We start from the raw sequence: 19,901 nt of genomic DNA on the forward strand, positions 1-19,901 counted from the left end.
CCGGCCACTGGAGGGCCTTCATGAACAGCACACAAGTGAGTAGCCAGAGCGAGACGACAGCGACTCCGTCCACCGGCGTCCAGTTCAGGCTCGAGGTCGTCGTCATCCCGGTCGCCGACTACGAACGCGCCAAGGCCTTCTACGTCGGCCTGGGCTGGCGCGTCGACGTCGATCTGGATCTCGACAACGGCTACCGGATGATGCACCTGACCCCGCCCGGATCCCACGTCTCGATCGTGTTCGGTACGGCGGTCACCGCCGCCCAGCCCGGGTCGCACGACGGGCTGCTGCTGGCGGTGGACGACATCGACGCCGCCCGCGACGAGTTCGTCTCGCGTGGTGTCGACGTCAGCGAGGTGTTCCACGACGCCGGCGGCAGCCTCGGCGGCGGCTTCCAGATCGGCAACTCGGGACGTGCGCCGGGGCACGACCCGGAGGGCCGCTCGTACGCGTCGTACGCCTCCTTCCACGACACCGAGGGCAACCGCTGGCTGCTGCAGGAGATCACCGAGCGGCTCCCGGGCCGAGTCTGACGACGGCAAGCTCTGAAAGGACACCACCGTGAATTCGTCTCCCGAAGAACCTCCTGACAACGACGACGCGGGCATTCGCCCCGGCGTCTCCCGCCGTGGCCTCGTCACCGGCGCCGCGGCAGCGACCGGCCTCTCGTTGATCGGTGGCTGGGGTTCGGCCGCCGCGGCTCCCGGGAAGGTGGCAGACGACATCGGCTCGGTCGGCACGGCGCCACGACTCCCGGACGGTTTCACCAAGACGTTCAAGAGCCGGTTCGTGCTGGCGAACGGGATCCGCCAGCACGTTGTCATCGGCGGCAGCGGGCCGCCCTTGCTGCTCCTCCACGGCTGGCCGGAGAACTGGTACGCCTGGCGGTTCATGATGCCCACCCTGGCCCGGAAGTTCACCGTCATCGCACCCGACCAGCGCGGCATCGGGCTGACCGAGCGGACCCGGACCGGCTACGACGCGGCGACCCTCGCCAACGACGTGTCCGCGCTGATGACCAAGCTCGGCTACCCGCGGTACGCCGTGGTCGGCCACGACACCGGCTACATCGTCGGCTACGCGCTGGCCGCCGACCACCGCGACCAGGTGACCCGCGTGGCCCTCGCCGAGATCCCCGGCCCGCCCGGCGTTCCGGACGACCCGAGCCTGTTCCTTCCCGACCCGGTCAACGACAAGGTCTGGCACATCCCGTTCAACCGCGTCAACGACGAACTGATCATCGACATGGTCCGCAGCAACGCGGACGGCTTCTACCGCTACGAGTACACGATTCAGAGCGGCGGGGTGCCGCTGCCCGAGTACGCGATCAAGTACTACATCAGTCTCTACAACCGCGACCGCGACGCGTTGCGGGCGACCTTCGGGCTCTACCGCGCCTGGTACGCCACCGTCGAGCAGAACAGGAACCGGAAGGCGACCCCATTGACCATCCCGGTCCTCGGCATCGGCGGAGAGAACAGCTGGGGCCCGCTCGCCGGCCAAGGAATGTTGCCCGCGGCGACCAACGTGCAGACCCTGGTCATCCCCGGCGTAGGCCACTGGCTGGCCGAACAAGCCCCCACCCAGATGCTGACCGCCCTCAACACCTTCCTCTCCACCTGACCGGCAACCCCCACTCCTCGGCCCAGCCTCCCTCCCGGGCTGCGCCGAGGCCGCCGAACCGCCCGCACGTGTTTGTCAGGAGGGGGTGATGACTACTTTGCCGAGGGCTTGACCTTTGCCGACGGTAGTGAGGGCGGCGGGGACGTCGTCGAGGGGGTAGGTCTGGTGGATGTGGATCTTGACGTCTCCGGTTGTGCAGAGGTCCGCGAGTGGGGTGAAGTGGGTCGGGCCTTCCTTGACTGGCAGGACGCCGATGGAGCGTCCGCTGAGGCGGCCGACCAGCCAGCCGGCTGTGAGTACGCGGAGGAGCGTCGGGACCGAGCCGCCCACGCAGCGGTACTTTCCGCCGGGTGCCAATGCACGTCGGTAGGCGAACACCGACCGGTGGGCGACCAGGTCCAGGATCAGGTCGTAGGGAGGGGAGGTTTTGGTGAAGTCGTCGCGGCGGTAGTCGATCACCTCGTCCGCGCCGACCGACTGCATGAAGTCGAGTTTGGTGCTGTTGTCGACCGCGGTGACGTGAGCACCGAGCCGCTTGGCGAGCTGGATCGCGAACGACCCCGATCCTCCGCCGGCGCCGTTGATCAGGAGGCGGCGGCCCGCGGCGGCGGACTTCGTGCCCTGCAAGGCGATCGCCCCCGCCTGCGGGATGGTCGACGCCTCCGCGAAGCTGAGCTGAGCGGGCTTGGGAGCGAGTGCGGATTCGGGAGCGATCGCGTACTCGGCGAATCCACCTTTGAGCAGGAGGTTGTCGCCGTACACCTCGTCGCCCGGGCGGAATCGGGTCACTCCCTCACCGACCTCGTCGACCACGCCGGCGATGTCCGAGCCGAGCGTACGGCGCGCCGGCGTACGTAGGCCGCCGATCCGTGCGTAGGCGGGCGATCCGCGCAGGCACTCCCAATCGCTGAGGTTGATCGAGGTTGCGACGATCCTGACCCGCACTTGACCTGCGGCGGGGGAGGGCATCGGAACGTCCTCGACCCGGAGCACCTCGGGCCCGCCGTACCGCTCGTAGACGACCGCCTTCACGCCTGCCTCGCAACCCTTGCCGCAGCCGCCACCCGGTGCCGCGCGACTCCTCGACCGAGCCACCTCGCCAGCGCGGGACCCAACCCACCAACCCCACCCCAACCCCACCCCCGGCCAGGTTCGGATTCAACACCCACCTGCGAGTCGGCCCCCATGGTCATCCCCTCCCACCCTCGGTGACTGCGACGACGATACGCCCACGAACACCGTCAGGTCGTAGACGACGCCACCTGTTCGGCGAGGGTTGTTGTTACTTCGGTGGTGATTTGGATGGCTTGGGTTGCGAGGGGGGACTGGGTGACGCGGGACGGCCAGTGGAGGTGCATTTCGCGGGTGGGGGATGGGGTCAGCTGGTGGATGGTGAGGCGGTCGTCGGACCAGGCGTCGGATGCGTGCAGGGCCAGCCAGGGCAGTACTGCGGAGCCGATGCCTGCTCGCACCATCGACATGATGGTTTCGTGGCCGGGCGTTCGGAACACGATCCGTGGTCGTGCGCCCGTGGCGGCGAGCGTTCGTTCCAGCCAGGTTTGGTGGTAGGTGGACGGCCAGGCGACCATCGGGGCGTCGTCGAGCAGTTTCACCCGCACGGGACCAGCGGGGAAGCTGCCGGCCCTGGCGACCAGGAGGTACGGCTCGTCGAGCAGCTTCACCCGGTCGACGTCGCCGCCGACGGGTCCGTCGTGGAACAACAGATCGAGATCGCCGATCTGCGCGTCCTCCGGTTGTACGTCGTACAGCCTGATGTCGCAGCCGGGGTGCTCGTCGAGCAGCCGGCGGATGACGGCCGGGAGGATCAGGTTGGTGACGCTTTGGAAGGTGCCGATGTCGATGCGGCCGCTGCCGGCCTTGAAGCGGTCGACGGCGTCGGTCAGGGCTTCCGACTGCTTCAGCAGGCTGCGGCCGTGGGTCAGGACGACCTCGCCGAGTGGAGTGATCCGCACCGGCCTGGGACCACCGGGCCGGTCGAAGACGGCGCCACCGACGGCCCGCTCGAGCAGGGCGATCTGCTGGCTCACCGACGATTGGGTGTAGCCCAGCCGGGCCGCCGCTCGCCCGAACGTTCCCTCCTCGGCGATCGCGGCCATCGTCCTCAGGTGACGCAGTTCGAGGTCAGCCACAGCCAATAGCATAGCCGATGGCGATCGACTTGATCGATAACTATCGCTTTTCACGATGCACCGCAGAACCTAGCGTCATTGGCATGAGGACGCAGAATCTGGTCTGGGCGTTGGCCGCGACCCATTTCGTGGGTCGGGCCGGTGGAGTGGCGCGGCCGTTCCTGGTGCTCTACCTGACCCAAGAACGGCACCTCTCGCCGACGACAGCCGGCGCGGTAGTCGCGGCGATCGGTGTCGGCGACATCGGGTCGCAGCTACTGGGCGGCTGGCTGGGCGACCGCATCGGTCGCCGTCACACGATGCTGGTGGGGTTCCTGGGTGCAGCCGGCGCGCTGATCGCGCTCGGCTCTGCGGACACGACACCGGCGATCTGTGCGGCGGCCGCCGCTGTCGGGCTGACCTCAGAACTGTTCCGCCCGGCCGGATCGGCTGCCGTGGCCGACCTGCCGGCACGCGAGCGAGTCCGTGCCTTCGGCCTCCTCTTCTGGGCAGCCAACGTCGGCTTCACGGTCTCGACGGTGGCCGCTGGAGTCTTGGTCAGACACGGGTACGGCGTCCTGTTCTGGATCAACGCGGTGTCCGCAGTCCTCGCGGCGCTGATCGTATGGCGCCACGTCCCCGAGACCCACGCGCCGACGCCGCCGGCGACGAGACGCGCGCTGCTACCGGTCCTCATGCGCGATCCGGTGATGCTCGCCATGGCCGGCATCCACATCGTCTACTTCGCGACCTTCCTGCAGACGTTCTCGACGCTCCCGTTGATCATGGCCGGCGACGGTCACGGTCCGGAGCTGTACGGCGCGGCGCTCGCCCTGAACGGGATCCTGATCATCACCGTCCAACCGATCGCCGTACGGCTGCTCGAAGGTCGCGACAAAGCCGCCGTACTGGCGGTCTCGATGCTGCTGGGCGGCGTCGGCGCCGGACTCGACGCTGTCGTGCACAGTGGCACCGGCTACGCGATGTCGGTCCTTGTGTGGACGCTCGGCCAGATCGGCATTGCCGTCATGTTCGGCGCCACGTTCGCCGATCTCGCGCCGGCCGACCTCCGCGGCACCTATATGGGCGTCGCCTCCACCACGTGGAGCCTCGGCGCCGTACTGGGACCACTGCTCGGCACCGCGCTGCTCGAGAACGCCGGGCGAACCGTCCTGTGGGCAGCCTGCTCGGCGACCGGGCTCGCGCTGTTCGCCGCGCAGCATGCGATCGCCCCAGCACTACGCCGCCGGGCCTCCGTCCCAGCTGCGCATCGCAACCTCGCAACGAAGGGAACACACTGATGACAACCATGACCGACCACGAATGGCGATCCTTCGTCACCGCAGGAACAAGACTCGCCCACGTCGCCCTGACCCGACCAGACGGCCGTCCTCACGTCACCCCGGTCTGCTTCATCCTCGACGGCGACGAACTCGCCTTCGCCCTGTCCCCGGGGAGCGTCAAAGGCAAGAGCCTGGACCATGACCGGCGCATCGCGCTCTGCGTCAGCGACGAGCGGCAGCCCTACAGCTTCGTCACCGTCGAAGGACAAGCGCAGCTCTCCGCCGAGCCAGACCAGGTCAGACACATCGGCGAAGGCATCGCCAAGCGCTACTACCCCTCCCAACCTGCAGACGGCGTCGCGGCAGCATTCGTCCAGGAAGGCTTCACCGCCGTCCGGATCAGCATCACCAACGTCATCGCCCGAACTGGCCTCGGCTGACCCGCGAGGGCCCGGTGCGTGCTCCGCTAGGACAGATTGCGGCGGATCCAGTTCTCGATGCCGGCGACGTGCGCGAGCGAGAGCGCGGCGGCGACGCTGGGCTGGCGTTCGCCGATGGCGAGGGCGATCGCGCGGTGCTCGCGCTGCGTCTGCGCGAACGAGTCCTCCTGGGTGACGCCGCGCCAGATCCGGGCCTGCTGGGTCCGGCCGGCGACGCTGTCGACGAAGGAGCACAGCACCGGGTTGCCCGCCGCCGCGGCGATCCGGTGGTGGAACTCCAGGTCGTTCGCCACCACGTCGCCGACCGGGCTGTCCACGTCGACAGCCTCGGTCAGCGCGAGGAGCTGGGCCGCGTCGTCGTCGCTCATCAGAAGCGCCGCCTTCTCCGCCGCCATCGGTTCGAGGGCACGGCGCAGCTCGAACAGGTCGAGGATGCTGGAGTCCTGGTGGAAGTCGATGATGAAGCCGATCGTCTCCAGCAGCAGGTCGGGCGACAGGCTGGTCACGTAGGTGCCGTCGCCCCGGCGGACGTCGAGGATGCGCAGCATCGACAGCACGCTGACCGCCTCCCGCAGCGGGCTGCGGGAGATGCCGAGTTGCTCGGCGAGGTCCGCCTCGCGCGGCAGCCGGTCGCCGGGCTTCAGGCGGCCGTCGAGGATCATCGCCTTGATCTTCTCGATCGCGACGTCGGTCAGTGCCATACGACTCCTCTGCCTCGACTCCCTCTGCGTGGACTCAGCTGCGCGGCCTCAGTTGCGCGGGCGCAGTCGCAGCGTAGCCATGCCGCCGTCGACGGCGAGCGCCGTACCCGCGGTCGAACCGGACGACGGGCCGGCCAGGTAGACGACGGCCAGTGCCACTTCCTCGGCGCTGACGAGCCGGCCGTGTGGCTGCCGGGCGTCGAGGGCCGCCCGCTCGGCTTGGGGATCCGGAGCGGCGTCGAGCAGGCGCTGGACCCACGGGGTGTCGGCCGTGCCCGGGTTGACGCAGTTCACCCGGATGCCTTCGCGGAGATGGTCGGCAGCCATTGCCATGGTCAACGACTGCACCGCGCCCTTCGTGGTCGAGTACAGCGCCCGCTGCGGGATGCCGGTGGTCGCGGCGACCGAGGCGACGTTCACGATCGCCGCGGCCGGCGACTGCCGCAGGTAGGGGAGAGCGGCCCGGCTGACCCGGACCGCGCCCATCACGTTGACGTCGAAGACCTGGTGCCACTGATCGTCGGGGTTGTCCTCGACCGTGCCCTGCGCGCCGACGCCCGCGTTGTTCACGACCACGTCGATCCGGCCGTAGGCGTCGACGGCCTGCTGGACCGCCGTACGCACGCTCTCGTCGTCGGTCACGTCGGCTTTGACCCCGAGCACGTCCGCGGGCACGTTCGACGGATCGAGATCGATCGCCACCACCCGCGCCCCGCGGGCGATGAGCTCCCGGACGACCGCCGCGCCGATGCCCGAGCCGCCGCCGGTGACGATCGCCACCAGTCCGTCGTACTCCGGTACGGCGGTCACCGGCCGGCCTCGTACGCGACGTACTCCTGGCGCTGGCGACCCAGCCCGTCGATCTCCACCTCGACCACGTCACCGGGCTGCAGGTACGGGAACCGGCCGGACAGCGCGACTCCCTCCGGCGTCCCGGTCATGATCAGGTCGCCGGGGTCGAGCACCATGTACTGGCTCAGGTGATGGATGACGGTGGCGACGTCGAAGATCTGATCGGCGCTGTTCGAGTCCTGGCGCGGCTCGCCGTTGACGAAGCTGCGCAGGCCGAGCTTCTGGTGCTCGACCTCGTCGGGCGTGACGAGCCAGGGGCCGACCGGGCTGAAGCCGGCGGCGATCTTGCCCTTGCTCCACTGGCCGCCGGAGACCTCGAGCTGGAACGCGCGCTCGGACAGGTCGTTGGCGACCACGAACCCGGCGACATGGTCCAGGCTGTCGGCGGGGGAGTCGAGGTACGACGCCCGCTTGCCGATCACCACCCCGAGCTCGACCTCCCAGTCGGTCTTCGTGCTGCCGCGCGGGATCGTCACCGGGTCGTTCGGGCCGGCGAGCGTGTTCGGCGCCTTGAAGAAGATGACCGGGGTCGACGGCGGCTGCGCGCCCGACTCGGCGGCGTGCGCGGCGTAGTTCATCCCGATGCAGACGATCGCGCCCGGCTTGGCGATCGGAGCTCCGATCCGCAGGTCGCCGGTGTCTTCGACGAGCGGCAGCTCGCCCGCCGCGAGCGCCGCTGCCACGCGGGCCGGACCGTCCGACTCCCAGAACCCGGCGTCGAGGTCCTTGGTCAGCGCGGCGAGGCTGCGTACGCCGTCCTCGCCGACGACGACGGGCACTTCTGCGCCGACAGGTCCCAGGCGGGCGAACTTCATCGACTACCTCCAGAGATACGATCTTTCGATGGTTTTGCGGGCAGTTTGTGCCTCTGGCGGTAGATTGACACGGCAAACATGTGATGTCTAGCCTCGTGTCCATCCTTCAGATCCCTGGGAGCGGCCGATGCGACTGAGTGACCTGCCCCGCTTCGGTCTCGGCTGCGCGCCGCTCGGCAACCTGTTCCGCGAGTTCTCCGACGACGAGGCCGAGGCGATCCTCGAAGCAGCCTGGGACGCCGGCGTCCGGCACTTCGACACGGCGCCGCACTACGGGCTGGGCCTGTCCGAGCGGCGCCTGGGTCGGTTCCTCGCGACCAAGCCACGCGACGAGTACGTCGTGTCCACGAAGGTCGGCCGGCTACTGCGGGAGAACCCCGACTGGGACGGATCGGCGCTGGACGACACTGGTTTCGCCGTACCCGCGCGGTTGCGTCGAGAGCTGGACTACTCGGTGTCCGGAGTCCGCGCGAGCGCCGAGGAATCGCTTGCTCGGATGGGTTTGGATCGGGTCGACATTCTCTATGTGCATGACCCTGAAATGTCCGGCATCCCCGGTGCCAAGGAGACCGCGTTGTCGGGCTTGGCGGCGTTGCGTGACGAGGGAGTCGTCGCGGCCATCGGCACTGGGTCGCTTGGCGTGGACGCCCTGATCGCCTCGGTGCGGACCGGGCTCGCCGACGTACTGATGGTGGCGAATCGCTACACGCTGCTCGACGAGAGCGCCGTACCGGAGCTGCTCGGCGAGTGTGACCGTCACGGCACCCGCATCGTCGCGGCGGCTGTCTTCAACAGCGGTCTCCTCGCGGGCAAGCCAACCCGAGCACGCCCATCCCACCCTCCCTCTGGCAAGGCCTGAGCGACCACCACCTGATCGCCACCAAGTAGCGACGGTCCACCATCCGGTCGTTCAGGGAAAGGGCCTAGTGCGGTACGGCAGGCCGATGGCAGACTGCGGAGCGCCGGTCTGTTGAACAGTCAGCAGCCTTGGGGTGGTTCGGACTGGCTGGGAGGGCCGATGAGGATCGGTGGAGTCGACACGTATTACGACTACGACGAAAAGCAGTGGAAGAGCCGAAGGCTCGGGGGAGGACCGATCCGTCGTGGACCGGTGTGCCCCGCGCCGAAGACGGCGCCTCGGGATGAGCCCCGGTCGACCGCGGCGAAGGACAGCCGAACGCGGACGTCCGCGGGAAGCCGCACCGCATAAGGCTCGGGCGACGCCCGTGGCGGAGTCGCGCCACTCGGGTGGTGCGATGGCTCCGACTCTTGCCCTGCGCAACTGTGTTGCGCCTTGTGTCACCTGAAGGAACGGCTCGCAGAGCAGGTCGGGGTCTGGTTTCGGGACTTCAGGGGAGGATGCCGGCGGTGAGGAGCCAACGGGCCGCCTCCACCACCGGGATGCCGGCACCTTGAGCGTGATCGTCGAGCAGCAGCAGGGCGCTGTCTGCAGTCAGTTCGTAGCGCTCGATCAGCACACCTTGGGCCATCGCGATCGACAGCGTCGCCGCTTCGTCGATCTGTGCCGCCTCCGAGATGCCGGGATCTTCGTAGTCGAAGCCCATGGCGCGACCTTCCACGACCAGCCGGCGTGCACTGGCCCACTAGGGTCGAGAATCGCCGACGAACCGCCTTGGGCGACGGATGCGAAGTGCCGACAACACCTCCACCGTACGCCCTCGCCGCTACTGCGTTCGGGCGACCGTGTCGGCGATGATCCCGGCGGCCACGTCCCGGAGCTTGACGTTGCTGGTCTGTGATGTCCGGACCAGGAACGAGAACGCGCGGTCGGCGTCGAGCTTGTAGCGCTCCATCAGAATTCCCACCGCCTGACCGACGATCTCCCGGGTGCTGACGGCCTCGTGCAGGGTCTCGTCCTGGCGTGACCAGCCAAGCGCGACCGCGGCGAGGTGGGCGAACATCGCGCCCAGTTGCCGGGTCTCGACGGTCAGCTCGTGCGCCTCCACGGCGTACAGGTTGAGTGCTCCGCGGGCATGCGGCGCGGCACTGAACTGGAACGCCACCTGCGCTCGCAGCCCCAGGCATGCCGCGACCCTTGGGCCGTACGCCGGCCAGCGACCGTCGCCGGCCAGGTCGTCGACCTGAACGACCGGTGCGCCGACCACCGCTTCGAAACACGGCCCCTGGTGCAGCTGGTACTGCAACTCATCGGCCTGAACCGCCACCTGATGCGTCGGCGCGAGGGTACGGATGTCACCGCCCTTGGTCGTCACCGACAGGCTTGCGTACGTGATTCCGGGAATCGTGTCCACCGCACTGCGGGTGATCCGGTCCAGGGCCTCGTCGAGGTCGATCGGCGCCCGCAAGGTCGCAGCGACCTCTGTCACCACCGCGATGAGCTCTCGCTGCTCCATGTCGACTCCCCTGGACCAGGACCGGCACACCCCGGTCGACGTACTCAGTCTGCACCCTTGTGGGCTCCGCGAGACCCGTCGCCGCACCACTGTGATCCGAGTGGGTCGATGCAGCACGTAACGCCAGCTGTGAGTACGCTCGACAAGTACGGCGAGCGGCCAGGAGATCGCCGGTGGAGGTGTTCCGGATGACGGATCGGACGGAGATCCTGGCCAGACTGGCGCGGTTGACCGCCGCTGACGCCCACAGCCGCCACCTGGCCGACCGGCTCTGCGACGCCGCCCGGCTGATCCTTGCCGCGGCAGGTGCCTGGATCACTGTCGAGGAAGGTGCTACCCGGCTGACTCTGAGCGCCACCGACGACCGGTCCAGAGCCATCGGAGACCTTCAGGACGTGCTCGGGCAGGGGCCGTGCGTGGACGCCTACGGAGCCACGGCACCGGTTGCCATGACGGTGGGTGAGCAACCCGATGCCCGGTGGCCCGAGTTCAGCCGCGCGGCCTGGCAGCGGGTCGGGCCGATGGCGGTTCAAGCCATTCCGATGCGACTGGGCGGCCGGCCGTTCGGAGTCCTGGCCGTCAGCTTCACCGACGGCGGCCCCACCGAGACCGACGACGCCGCGCTGTTCCTTGCGACCGCCATCGGCGCGGCGCTGCTCCGCGATCCGGAGCTGACCGCCGACGCCGTGATCGACGGCAGATGGTCGGCCCGGGCAGAAGTCCATCAAGCCACCGGAATGGTCGTGGTCCAGTTGCACATCCGGCCCGACGACGCGCTGGCGATCCTGCGCGCCCACGCGTACGCCCACGACACCAGCCTGGCCGACATCGCCCACCAGGTCGTCACCCGCAGACTCGACTTCCGAGGAGAAGCATGACCAGCGACGGCACTTCCCAGGCTTCCATGCCGGAACGGGCGGTGCGCGAGCTGGCCGCTGCCACTGCCGCCCTCGTCACCGAGCACGACGTCATCGGCTCGATCACCAACCTGCTGCACAGCTGCGCCGAGTGCGTCGACGCTGTCGCAGCCGGCCTCCTGCTGGCGGGTCCACACCCGGGCCAGCTGGAGTTCCTCACCGCCACCGACCACCGCGCCGAGCACCTCGAGGTGTACCAGCTGCAGGTCGACGAAGGTCCTGGTCTCGACTGCGTCGCCGGCGGGCGAACGGTCACCACGCTCGGACTCGAGGCGATCGGAGCCCGGTGGCCGACGCTGCGGGACGCCTTCGCCGCGGCCGGCTTCGACGGCGTCCACGCCGTACCACTCAACTGGCAGGGCCAGACGCTCGGCGCCGTCAATCTCTTCCTCGCGGATGTGGAGATCACCGATGAGAAGGAGACGGTGGCGCAGGCCTTCGCGGACATCGCGTGCCTCGTCGTCATCCACACCGCCCCGGCGTCACCGGCCCTGGTCGCCGCCCAGACCCAGGCCGCACTCGACGAGCGCGCCACGATCGAACGTGCCAAGGGTGTCATCGCCTACACCGAGAATCTCTCGATGGACGCCGCCTTCGACCATCTCCGCGGCCTGGCCCGACGCCAGGAAGAACCGCTCACGACCACCGCCGCCACCGTCATCGCCCGCGCCACCGAATCCTGAGCCGCGGCTGGGGCACGCTGGGGGTCGTCTCAGGCGTGCGGCCAGCGCTTTGGTTCAGCTCTTCGATGCCGCCTTGCCGCCTTTGCGGCCGGCCTTCTTCTTCTGCGCCGTGGTGCCGCCTTGGTTGCTGTTGCCGCCCTTGCCGCTCTGTTTGCCGCCGCGCTCGCTCGACTTCGAGGAGTTGGCGATCTTCGCCGCACGCTCCTTGGACATGCCTTTGTCCTTCAGAGCTTCGTACTGCTTCTCGTTCTTCACGTTCGACGACTTGCCAGGCATCAGTACCTCCCCGGTCTGTCCTGCCATCGCCTCAGCCGGTACCCAGCTCGTGAACCCCCACCTGGGTCAGGGGCGTTGCTCAGCTCCGGTCTGACCGGGGTCCGCCCCAAGGGCCCGTTAGGCGTTGAGGTTGGTCAGGCGTTGCTGGTTTGCTTCGTGGCGGCGTTGCGCGATGGTCGTGTTTCGAGTGGTGCGGGCGAGCTCGACCTGCAGTCGCCTGGTACGGCGGTTGGCCTCGCGCAGATCGTGTCGCGCCTGCTCGAGGGCGCCGCTGAGCCGTTCGATGGTCGCCTCCAGGTCCGCGAGATGGTGTTCGTGCGCGTCCAGCTGTGCCTCGGCCTCGACTCGTTCGGCCTCGGCGGCTTGGTAGTCGGACTCCGCCTCCCGGGCCCGCGACTCGAGGTCGGCGCGGCGCCTCTGCAGCTTGTCATCCACCTTCGCGGCGGGCGGCTGGGCCTTCTTCCTCGGCGCGGGTTTCGGGCGGCTGGTGCGGACGACCCTGGGCTTGATCGGGACGAGATCGGCGAAGCCACCGGATTCGTCGACGACACCGAACCCGACGTGGCGAAGGGCGCTGGTGAGCCGCCCGGACCGCAGCAGCTGAGCAGCGCCAGGGTCGACCACAGCGGCATCCAGGGTCTCGGTCAACCGCTGTGCGATCTGCTGGCTCACCGGGTGTCCCTGCTCGCGGGCCAGCGTCCGGGCCGTCCTGACCAGCTCTTGGACCAAGGAGTGCCGCCGCGGAGTGAGCTGGCGCAGGCGCGCCCCGTCGCCGGCCAACTGCGCTTCGCGAAGTCCTTCGCCGAGTTCGGTGAGGTCATGGATCTGGTCGGGCGCGGCACGGATCAGCTGGTTCGCCAGCCAAGCCGCGAGCGTAGGCTTCCGCAGTGCTTTGATGGCGTCGGTGGCTCGTGGATCGCCGGCGAGCCTGGCCAGCTCGTTCCGAGCCGCGGTGAACTGCTCGGGCGCCAGCCCATACAGCTCGACCACCGCCGCGTCGACGTCCACGTAGTCCACCATGCGGGTGTCGTGCCGGTGGCGCAACGCCAATCGCGGTGGGCGTCTGACCACTCACGCTCGGGAACCGGGCCGTGGGCAACCATCGATGAAGGGGCCGGCGCGTGCTCGGAAATGCGTTGTCACAGGGCTCGGAGTTCCGGGGCGAGTTCCTTCGTGAAGAAGTCGAAGAAGCCGTTCATGTCAGGCGGCGATCTGCACCGCCGATGTTCCTCCCACAGCGACGGCGATCTCCGGTGGATCGTCCGGGAGGTCGAACACCCGGGTGTCCTCGAGTCGCAGGTGCTTGCCGTCGTACGAGTGGTACTCGCCGCTCCACAGCAACCGGATGATCCCCAGCGCCTCGCGCAGCATCTCGTGCCGCGTCGCAACAGCCGGCCACCCGGCCCCGACGACATGCGCGGTGAGGTCAGCTCGAGGGCGCAGCGAGGCGTTGGGCGATGCGATCGAACAGCCGATCTGGCAGCAGTCGGCGCACCTTGGGTACGACGGCGCCCGTGACGCCCGCGGTGTAACGGGTTCGCGGCCGGCCTGCGGTCATCGCCTCGAGGATGAGCTCGACTGCCACGCCCGGGCCGTCGCTTTGCTTGCCCATCCGGGTCAGCCGCTCTCGCAGCGCATCGACGCGTCCGTTGTAGCGGTCGTTCGGCGGGAGCGCGTCGAGTGACTTTGCCGCCTTGGACCAGATGGGAGTGGACAGCGGGCCGGGTTCGACGAGGATCACCTCGATGCCGTCCGGTGCCAACTCCTGCCGCCAGGTGTCGCCGATAGCCTCCAGCGCGTACTTCGAGGCGTGGTAGGCGCCAGCGAAGCCGACCGCCACCAGCCCGCCGACAGATCCGACGAGGACCACGCGCGGCCCTGCGGCGCGCCGCAGCAACGGCAGGAATCGCTGCGTGATCGCGACCTGGCCGACCACGTTCACCTCCAGCTGCTCGCGGAGGCTTTCGATCGGCAGCGTCTCCAATGGTCCTGCGACGCCCTTGCCCGCGTTGTTCACGAGGGCGTCGAGTCCGTCGGCGCCCAACTCCAGGTCGACGTACCCGGCGAACTCTCTGATCGAGTCCGTCTTGGTCACGTCCAGCTGGGCCACGCTCACGCGTTCGGAGGTCTGCCGGTCCAGCACCTCGGCGTCGCGTGGGTCATGGACGCCGGCGAACACCCGCCATCCTTCATCGTCTAGCCGTACGGCGGTGGCGGCGCCGATCCCGCTTCCGGCGCCAGTGATCACTGCGCTGCGCATCCGCGTTCCTCTCGTCGGTTCAGGACGGCCTGTGCCCGATGCGTCGCAGATCCATTCAGCGGCGTCGTCGCCTGGATTCGGGCATGGGTTTTGCCGGTGGCAACAGGGGTCGTGCAGGACTGAGCTGAGCGGAGGAGGGCATCATGACCGAGCCGATCGCCGGTACTGGCGACGATGCGATCGCGAAGGTTCGCGATGACATGCGGGTCATCGACCAGGCGGGAAGCGAGCTGGGACGCGTCGAGTTCGTCAAGATGGGTGACGCCGATGCCGTCACGACAGCGGGCCAGCAGGGTGAGCACCAGGAAGGCGGACTGGTCGGCGTACTCGGCCGGCTGATCGGCGGGCGTGAGCCCGACGTACCCGAACCGCTCGCCGCACGGCTTCTGCGGACGGGCTTCGTCAAGGTCGACGGCAAGGGCCTGATGGGCCGTGACCTCTACGTCACCGCCGACCAAATCGACCGAGTCGACGGTGAAGCCGTCCACCTCAACGTCACCCAGCAAGCGCTGATCGACGATCACGCGGGATCCTGAACCGAGCAGACCCACCCCGCCGCGTCGTTGCCAGGCACAACCAGCTTCTGTCGCGGGCGGTGCGTCCGATTGGGCTCAGGTGGAACCCAGCCGGTGACTAGTCCGTAGGCGAGCTGGGGAACGAGGTCGGACATACAGTCAACCGCTGACCAGCGGTCCACGCCGTAGGCTGGCTGCACGGACGCCGGCGAGGGCTATGCCCAGCGCGGTTCCGGTGGCCAGCCCGGTCAGGGCAGCAACCCTGTCATGCGGTTCGCACGTTCCTTCGCCTGACCGGGAATCTCGACTCCCATGCGGCCCGATACATGCTCGCGTTCAAAGGCTGTCGTACCGGCCGCCGCGTGATGAGCATGGTCGACAGAACAGTGCTGGTGCGTCTCAGTGTGTGTCTCCCGTGTGGGTCGTCAGGGTTGGGAGATGTCCTGTACGACGTCGCCGACGTCGGACTTGCCGAGGCTGCGTGCTACGTCAGCCATCGCGAGCATGCCGACGAGGTCGTGGCCGTCGATCACCGGGAGTCGCCGTACCTGGTGGTCGCTCATCGTCTTGAGGGCTTCCTCGGCGCTGTCGTCGGCGCCGATCGTCACCGGCTTGCCCTGCCCGAACTGCCCCGCCATCGCCGACGCCGGGTCGCCACCGTCCGCGATGCACTTCACCACGATGTCGCGATCGGTCAGCATCCCCTTCAGCCGATTGTCCTCACCACAGATCGGCAACGCGCCCACGTCCAACTCCCGCATCTTCCGGGCAGCCTCTACCAATGTCTCCTTCTCACCAACACACTCGGCCCCGGCCGTCATCAACTCACGCGCGGTCGTCATCGTCGAACCCCTCGAATCTCGTCGGCAGCACTGGCTTGGAGTAGCCCGGTGCCCCCACGCTCCGGCCGCATTCGTGAATGACTTCGGAGAAACAGGTGGGGTCAGCGGCCCAGCAGCCTGTCGAGCCAGCTGCCGTTCTGGCGCTCCGATTTCGGGTGCCCGGGGCACCACTGCTCGGCGGGGACCATCGACTTGACCTGCGCGACGTGCCGGCCGCAGCCGGCCCAGGTGGTCTTGGCGCAGGTCTTGCAGGTGACGGGTCGGCACATGGTGGGGCTCCTTTGTCGGGCTGGGACGGTCAGGCCTGTGGTCCGACCACCGGAAGGCCGGCTGTGGCCGCGTTCTGGAACTGGTCGTCGATCGCGACGAGCGCGTGCCCGGCGGCGTCGAGGAACGAAGCCGCGATCGAAGCCCGGTAGCCGGCCGCGCAGTGCACCCAGACCTCGCCGGCCGGGACTTCGGCGAGCCGCCGCGGCAGTTCGTGGATCGGGATGTTGACCGCGCCCGCGATCCGGGCGGAATCGTGTTCCTCGGTACGACGCACGTCCAGGACAGCGACCTCGCGATGGTGCCGGACCTGCTCGAGGTCGGCGAAGGTGGCGGTCGGGAACGACGCCGGCAGGTCGAGGCTCCAGTTCTCCGGTCCTCCGGTGGCGTGCGCCGCCGGCCGGTCGATCCCGATCCGGACGAGCTCGCGCTGCGCCTGAGCGATCTGTTCGGCCGTCTCGCCCAGGAGGGTCAGCGGCGTGCCCCAGGCGATCAACCAGCCGAGGTAGGTCGCGAGTGCGCCGTCGAGGCCGAAGTTCAGCGTGCCTGGGGCGTGACCGGCGGCGAATGCCGTGCGGGTGCGCAGGTCGACGACCCATTCGCCTGCCTCGATCCGGCGGCGCAGTTCCTGGGCGTCGGCGGGCTTGGGCAGGGACAGGTCGGGCGCGGCAGGACCCGCGCTGTTGGCCGGGGCCATGTGCACGTAGTACGCCGGCCAGGCGCCCAGGCCATCGAGCAGTTCGCGAACGTAGTCCTCCTCGTCCTGGGTCAGGACCGGATTGGTGCGCTTCTCCCGGCCGATGGTCGAGTCGGTCGTGTCGGACTGGGTGGCAGAGCAGAACGAGCCGAAGCCGTGCGTGGGGTACACCTGTGTCTCGTCGGGTAGTGTCCGGGCGAGCTTGTGCGCGGAGGCGTGCTGATGGCGCACCAAGGCGTCGGTGTGGTCAGCGCCCAGTAGGTCGGGCCGGCCGGTTGCGCCGTACAGCAATGAACCGCCGGTGAAGACCGCGATCGGCTCGTCGTTGTCCGTGAGCGCGTAGGACAAGTGGGTGAACGTGTGGCCGGGCGTGTGAATGGCGCGCAGCCGCATCCGGTCACCGATCCGCACGATCTCGCCGTCCTGGATCGGCGTGCGCTCGAACGACACCGCGTCGTCGGCATTGATCAGGTACGACGCTCCCGTGGCCCGCGCCAGCGCGAGTCCGCCGGTGACGTAGTCGTTGTGGATATGTGTCTCGAAGACATGGGTCAGGCGCACGCCGTCGGTCCGGAGGATCTCCAGGATGCGGTCGACGTCGCGTTGCGGATCGATGACGAAGCCCACCTCGCCGTCGTGGACGAGATAGCTGCGGTCACCGAGCGACGCAGTCTCGACGGTCCGGATCGTCAGGCTGAGGTCATTCATCGTGGCTCTCACTTCTGCATCCCCCTGCGGGGTTCGCCATCGACTGTAGCAGATCCCCCCGGGGGGATATAGAATCGGTCCCGACGCCGATGCGGTGCGTCCTGAACCCGAACGGAAGAGCTCGATGGACTTCGAACCCGATGAGATCAAACCGATCATCACCCGGATGAAGCGCGCGCACGGGCACCTCGGCAGCGTGATCCGGATGATGGAGGAGGGCGCGGACTGCGAGTCGGTCCTCACCCAGTTGGCGGCTGTGAACAAAGCCCTTTCGCGCGCCGGTTACGCGGTCGTGAGCACGGGTCTGCAGCGCTGCCTCACCGACGAGAACAGCGACGTCGACGCCGCGAAGATGGAGAAGCTCTTCCTCGCCCTTGCCTAACGGTCCTTGGTGCCCATTGTGTCCACCGCACCGTCGCCGGTGAAGACCCGATCGGCGACCTTGGTGTAGCCGGCGAGGACCTCGGCTGGGTTGCCTTGGCGGTAGTGGGTTCGGTAGACGACGTCCGGGTATTTGTCGGGCCAGCCGTTGAGGGCATTGGTGACGAGTTGGCGGGCGGCGGCGTACCAGGGGGCGTCGGCGAGGGTGTCCCAGTGGCGGCTGTCGGCGCTCGGTGGGATGTGCAGGAGGATGAGCTCGGCGCCGAGGCGGTGGGCGGCGTCGAAGCCTTGGCCGATGGCGGCGTCGGATTCGGGCGTGGCGTCGACGCGGACCACGACCAGGCCGCGGGTGGAGGTGACCTGCATAGTCCCAGTCGAGCGAATTCGGCCCAGTCGCGCCAGGGCCAGAGGTCCGGACGTGGTACGACGAAAGGCCCGACTAGGACCATTGGCCCAGGTGTTCATGGGGCGCGGCGGTGCGAGCCCGAGGAGCTGGTAGTCGCAGTGGCAGCAGGTCGTCAATCGGCCCGTCCGTCGGTCGTCTTCTTGGCCTTGGACTGGACTGCGGTCTCCTCGCGCCGGCGGTCCTGGTAGAGCTCGACGGCCAGGTGCCGAAGGAGGGCCTGCTCTGGAGCCGCTCCACTCGTCCGCCGGGCGGCTGCGGCGCGCCGTGCGTCCCGCTGGAGGCGGGCCTTGTCGATGTCGCTCATGACCGACTCCCTTCTTGCCTTTCCAGCACACGTCGTCGGGCGAGCCGCCGGACAGGGCTGAAGGACCCGGCGGTGGGGACCTGAGGGCCCTGTCGGCGCTCGTTCCAGACTCCGACGATGGCCGTGAAGAGGCCGATCGAGACAAGGAGCAGGCCATGATCGCCGCCAAGCGCTGGAACGTCGAGATCTTCATCGACGAGAACGACACCGAGCGGACCACCCATGCGGAGGCCCGGCTGCACACGAACGACGACACCCACCTGATCGGCCGGGGATCGGCGCGACGGAACCCACAGGACGTCGACATCGCCGAGATCGGCGACGAGCTCGCGGTCGCGCGGGCGCTGTCCAACCTGGCGCACGAACTGATCCACGCCGCCGCGGCCGACATCGAGCAGCTCACGCACGAGCACGTCCGGCTGCATCGCTGACGGTTGCCGGCGTCGATGCGGAGAGGAGGCAGCTGTCGTGCTGGACAAGGTGACCACGGCGCAGGTGCTGTCGGCATCGCACCTGGGCAAGCGGTTCGGCGACCGGGTCGCCGTCGACGACGTCAGCTTCGAGGTGGCGCCGGGTGAGACCTATGGCCTGCTCGGGCCGAACGGCGCCGGCAAGACAACCACGATCCGCTTGGTCTGCGGCCTGCTGCGCGCAGACCGGGGCGAGATCCGGGTCGCCGGCCGTCCGCTCGGTACGACGTCGACCTCGGCCAAGCGGTACATCGGGTACGTCCCGCAGGACATCGCGCTCTACCCGGACCTGACCGCCCGCGAGAACCTCAGCTTCTTCGGCCGCCTCTACGGGCTGCGCGGTCGCGCGCTCAGCCATCGCGTGGACAAGGTGCTCGACCTGATCGGCCTCTCGGACCGCGGTCGCGACCGCGTCGAGTCGTTCTCCGGCGGGATGAAGCGGCGCCTGAACATCGGCGCCGGTCTGTTGCACGAGCCGACCCTGCTGGTGCTCGACGAACCCACCGTGGGTGTGGATCCGCAGAGTCGTCACGCCGTGATGGAAAGCGTGCGGTCGTTCGGCGCCGCGGGCATGGCCGTGCTCTACACCACGCACTACATGGAGGAGGCCGAGCGGCTGTGCGATCGGGTCGGCATCATCGACCACGGCCGGTTGATTGCCGAAGGCACCCGTCGGGAACTGGTCGCCCAGCTCGGCGAGCGCGATCGGATCACGCTGTCCGCGGCTGGTGACCTGGCGGCGCTGGCCGATCGGCTCCAGAGGCTGGCCGGCGTGGACCACGCCGACGTCAAGGACGGCCAGGTCCAGGTGCTCGCCGGTGCGGCTCGCCGGCTGCTGCCCGACGTACTGGAGACGGCCGAACGGTCCGGTCTGTCGGTCCGCTCGGTGGAGGTCGACGAGCCTGATCTCGAGGCGGTGTTCCTCCATCTGACCGGTACGGCGTTGCGGGAGTGATC

The 19,901-nt window shown here is 68.7% G+C and carries 27 protein-coding genes; 11 read left to right on the forward strand and 16 right to left on the reverse strand.

The features are described 5' to 3' along the window. The first annotated feature begins 20 nt into the window (after positions 1-20). A complete protein-coding gene (locus tag ACIBGM_RS02935) occupies positions 21-533 on the forward strand; it encodes a VOC family protein (RefSeq protein WP_360526829.1) in 513 nt (170 codons plus the stop codon). Positions 534-561: 28 nt separating this feature from the next. Beyond that, positions 562-1,623 carry an alpha/beta fold hydrolase gene (locus ACIBGM_RS02940; protein ID WP_396384279.1) on the forward strand — a complete coding sequence of 354 codons (1,062 nt, stop codon included), beginning with the start codon at positions 562-564 and terminating at the stop codon, positions 1,621-1,623. A gap of 75 nt (positions 1,624-1,698) precedes the next feature. Here ACIBGM_RS02940 and ACIBGM_RS02945 read toward each other — a convergent pair whose 3' ends face one another. Further along, positions 1,699-2,655, reverse strand: coding sequence for an NAD(P)-dependent alcohol dehydrogenase (locus ACIBGM_RS02945; RefSeq protein WP_396384281.1), 957 nt, complete (start codon positions 2,653-2,655; stop codon positions 1,699-1,701). Between the two features lie 209 nt (positions 2,656-2,864). Beyond that, complete coding sequence (locus ACIBGM_RS02950) at positions 2,865-3,773, reverse strand: LysR family transcriptional regulator (RefSeq protein WP_360526838.1); 909 nt, start codon at positions 3,771-3,773, stop codon at positions 2,865-2,867. An 83-nt stretch (positions 3,774-3,856) separates the two neighbouring features. On the opposite strand from ACIBGM_RS02950, the gene ACIBGM_RS02955 reads away from it, so the two are divergent. Further along, a complete protein-coding gene (locus ACIBGM_RS02955) occupies positions 3,857-5,053 on the forward strand; it encodes an MFS transporter (protein ID WP_396384283.1) in 1,197 nt (398 codons plus the stop codon). Between the two features lie 8 nt (positions 5,054-5,061). Beyond that, a complete protein-coding gene (locus tag ACIBGM_RS02960; RefSeq protein WP_396384285.1) occupies positions 5,062-5,475 on the forward strand; it encodes a PPOX class F420-dependent oxidoreductase in 414 nt (137 codons plus the stop codon). A 26-nt stretch (positions 5,476-5,501) separates the two neighbouring features. Here the strand turns inward: ACIBGM_RS02960 and ACIBGM_RS02965 are convergent, their stop codons facing one another. Genes ACIBGM_RS02965 through ACIBGM_RS02975 form a run of 3 tightly spaced genes read right to left on the reverse strand, consistent with a single transcriptional unit; the run spans position 5,502 to position 7,843 of the window. Continuing rightward, entirely contained in the window at positions 5,502-6,176 is a 675-nt protein-coding gene (locus ACIBGM_RS02965) for a FadR/GntR family transcriptional regulator (RefSeq protein ID WP_360526847.1), read from the reverse strand. A 48-nt stretch (positions 6,177-6,224) separates the two neighbouring features. Then, positions 6,225-6,986 carry an SDR family NAD(P)-dependent oxidoreductase gene (locus tag ACIBGM_RS02970; RefSeq protein ID WP_396384287.1) on the reverse strand — a complete coding sequence of 254 codons (762 nt, stop codon included), beginning with the start codon at positions 6,984-6,986 and terminating at the stop codon, positions 6,225-6,227. Beyond that, complete coding sequence (locus tag ACIBGM_RS02975) at positions 6,983-7,843, reverse strand: fumarylacetoacetate hydrolase family protein (protein WP_360526853.1); 861 nt, start codon at positions 7,841-7,843, stop codon at positions 6,983-6,985. The genes ACIBGM_RS02970 and ACIBGM_RS02975 overlap by 4 nt, the downstream gene beginning before the upstream one ends. A gap of 127 nt (positions 7,844-7,970) precedes the next feature. Here ACIBGM_RS02975 and ACIBGM_RS02980 point away from each other — a divergent pair, with 127 nt between their 5' ends. Continuing rightward, positions 7,971-8,702, forward strand: coding sequence for an aldo/keto reductase (locus ACIBGM_RS02980; RefSeq protein ID WP_396384288.1), 732 nt, complete (start codon positions 7,971-7,973; stop codon positions 8,700-8,702). A gap of 490 nt (positions 8,703-9,192) precedes the next feature. On the opposite strand, the gene ACIBGM_RS02985 is transcribed toward ACIBGM_RS02980, so the two are convergent. Next, the gene (locus ACIBGM_RS02985) at positions 9,193-9,408 is read right to left on the reverse strand and encodes an ANTAR domain-containing protein (RefSeq protein ID WP_396384290.1); all 216 of its coding nucleotides are present in this window, start codon (positions 9,406-9,408) and stop codon (positions 9,193-9,195) included. 120 nt (positions 9,409-9,528) lie between these two features. Next, positions 9,529-10,218 carry a GAF and ANTAR domain-containing protein gene (locus tag ACIBGM_RS02990; RefSeq protein WP_360526862.1) on the reverse strand — a complete coding sequence of 230 codons (690 nt, stop codon included), beginning with the start codon at positions 10,216-10,218 and terminating at the stop codon, positions 9,529-9,531. A gap of 188 nt (positions 10,219-10,406) precedes the next feature. Here ACIBGM_RS02990 and ACIBGM_RS02995 point away from each other — a divergent pair, with 188 nt between their 5' ends. Both ACIBGM_RS02995 and ACIBGM_RS03000 read left to right on the forward strand, forming a co-directional pair. After that, the gene (locus ACIBGM_RS02995) at positions 10,407-11,096 is read left to right on the forward strand and encodes a GAF and ANTAR domain-containing protein (protein ID WP_360526865.1); all 690 of its coding nucleotides are present in this window, start codon (positions 10,407-10,409) and stop codon (positions 11,094-11,096) included. Beyond that, positions 11,093-11,818, forward strand: coding sequence for an ANTAR domain-containing protein (locus ACIBGM_RS03000; protein ID WP_360526868.1), 726 nt, complete (start codon positions 11,093-11,095; stop codon positions 11,816-11,818). Before ACIBGM_RS02995 ends, ACIBGM_RS03000 begins: the two co-directional genes overlap by 4 nt. 54 nt (positions 11,819-11,872) lie before the next feature. Here ACIBGM_RS03000 and ACIBGM_RS03005 read toward each other — a convergent pair whose 3' ends face one another. The 4 genes from ACIBGM_RS03005 to ACIBGM_RS03020 all read right to left on the reverse strand — a co-directional run bounded on the left by ACIBGM_RS03005 (position 11,873) and on the right by ACIBGM_RS03020 (position 14,354). Beyond that, the gene (locus tag ACIBGM_RS03005) at positions 11,873-12,094 is read right to left on the reverse strand and encodes a hypothetical protein (protein ID WP_360526871.1); all 222 of its coding nucleotides are present in this window, start codon (positions 12,092-12,094) and stop codon (positions 11,873-11,875) included. Between the two features lie 117 nt (positions 12,095-12,211). Continuing rightward, positions 12,212-13,114, reverse strand: coding sequence for a hypothetical protein (locus ACIBGM_RS03010; RefSeq protein WP_360526874.1), 903 nt, complete (start codon positions 13,112-13,114; stop codon positions 12,212-12,214). 180 nt (positions 13,115-13,294) lie between these two features. Next, positions 13,295-13,570, reverse strand: a complete 276-nt coding sequence (locus ACIBGM_RS03015; protein WP_360527008.1) for an LLM class flavin-dependent oxidoreductase — start codon at positions 13,568-13,570, stop codon at positions 13,295-13,297. Then, on the reverse strand, positions 13,521-14,354 hold the full coding sequence (locus tag ACIBGM_RS03020) for an SDR family oxidoreductase (protein WP_360526877.1): 834 nt from the start codon (positions 14,352-14,354) through the stop codon (positions 13,521-13,523). The genes ACIBGM_RS03015 and ACIBGM_RS03020 overlap by 50 nt, the downstream gene beginning before the upstream one ends. A gap of 143 nt (positions 14,355-14,497) precedes the next feature. Here ACIBGM_RS03020 and ACIBGM_RS03025 point away from each other — a divergent pair, with 143 nt between their 5' ends. Next, on the forward strand, positions 14,498-14,890 hold the full coding sequence (locus ACIBGM_RS03025; protein WP_360526880.1) for a hypothetical protein: 393 nt from the start codon (positions 14,498-14,500) through the stop codon (positions 14,888-14,890). 404 nt (positions 14,891-15,294) lie between these two features. Here the strand turns inward: ACIBGM_RS03025 and ACIBGM_RS03030 are convergent, their stop codons facing one another. From ACIBGM_RS03030 to ACIBGM_RS03040, 3 genes are all read right to left on the reverse strand, one after another. Further along, the gene (locus ACIBGM_RS03030; protein ID WP_360526883.1) at positions 15,295-15,711 is read right to left on the reverse strand and encodes a CBS domain-containing protein; all 417 of its coding nucleotides are present in this window, start codon (positions 15,709-15,711) and stop codon (positions 15,295-15,297) included. Between the two features lie 101 nt (positions 15,712-15,812). After that, positions 15,813-15,980: a hypothetical protein gene (locus ACIBGM_RS03035; protein ID WP_360526886.1), complete on the reverse strand. Its 168-nt coding sequence runs from the start codon at positions 15,978-15,980 to the stop codon at positions 15,813-15,815. A gap of 29 nt (positions 15,981-16,009) precedes the next feature. Further along, positions 16,010-17,383 (reverse strand): MBL fold metallo-hydrolase, encoded by a 1,374-nt coding sequence (locus tag ACIBGM_RS03040; protein WP_360526889.1) that lies wholly within the window; start codon positions 17,381-17,383, stop codon positions 16,010-16,012. A 124-nt stretch (positions 17,384-17,507) separates the two neighbouring features. Here ACIBGM_RS03040 and ACIBGM_RS03045 point away from each other — a divergent pair, with 124 nt between their 5' ends. After that, entirely contained in the window at positions 17,508-17,765 is a 258-nt protein-coding gene (locus ACIBGM_RS03045; RefSeq protein WP_360526892.1) for a metal-sensitive transcriptional regulator, read from the forward strand. Here the strand turns inward: ACIBGM_RS03045 and ACIBGM_RS03050 are convergent. Together ACIBGM_RS03050 and ACIBGM_RS03055 are read right to left on the reverse strand one after the other, a co-directional pair. After that, positions 17,762-18,130, reverse strand: a complete 369-nt coding sequence (locus tag ACIBGM_RS03050) for a universal stress protein (protein WP_360526895.1) — start codon at positions 18,128-18,130, stop codon at positions 17,762-17,764. The genes ACIBGM_RS03045 and ACIBGM_RS03050 overlap by 4 nt on opposite strands. Positions 18,131-18,282: 152 nt before the next feature. Beyond that, entirely contained in the window at positions 18,283-18,474 is a 192-nt protein-coding gene (locus ACIBGM_RS03055) for a hypothetical protein (protein WP_360526898.1), read from the reverse strand. A 155-nt stretch (positions 18,475-18,629) separates the two neighbouring features. Here ACIBGM_RS03055 and ACIBGM_RS03060 point away from each other — a divergent pair, with 155 nt between their 5' ends. Together ACIBGM_RS03060 and ACIBGM_RS03065 are read left to right on the forward strand one after the other, a co-directional pair. Then, positions 18,630-18,905 (forward strand): DUF1876 domain-containing protein, encoded by a 276-nt coding sequence (locus tag ACIBGM_RS03060; RefSeq protein ID WP_360526901.1) that lies wholly within the window; start codon positions 18,630-18,632, stop codon positions 18,903-18,905. A 37-nt stretch (positions 18,906-18,942) separates the two neighbouring features. Beyond that, positions 18,943-19,899, forward strand: coding sequence for an ABC transporter ATP-binding protein (locus tag ACIBGM_RS03065; protein ID WP_360526904.1), 957 nt, complete (start codon positions 18,943-18,945; stop codon positions 19,897-19,899). Positions 19,900-19,901: the final 2 nt, after the last annotated feature.

Origin of the sequence: Kribbella sp. NPDC050470 (assembly GCF_044458365.1) — a bacterium.
GTDB lineage: Bacteria > Actinomycetota > Actinomycetes > Propionibacteriales > Kribbellaceae > Kribbella.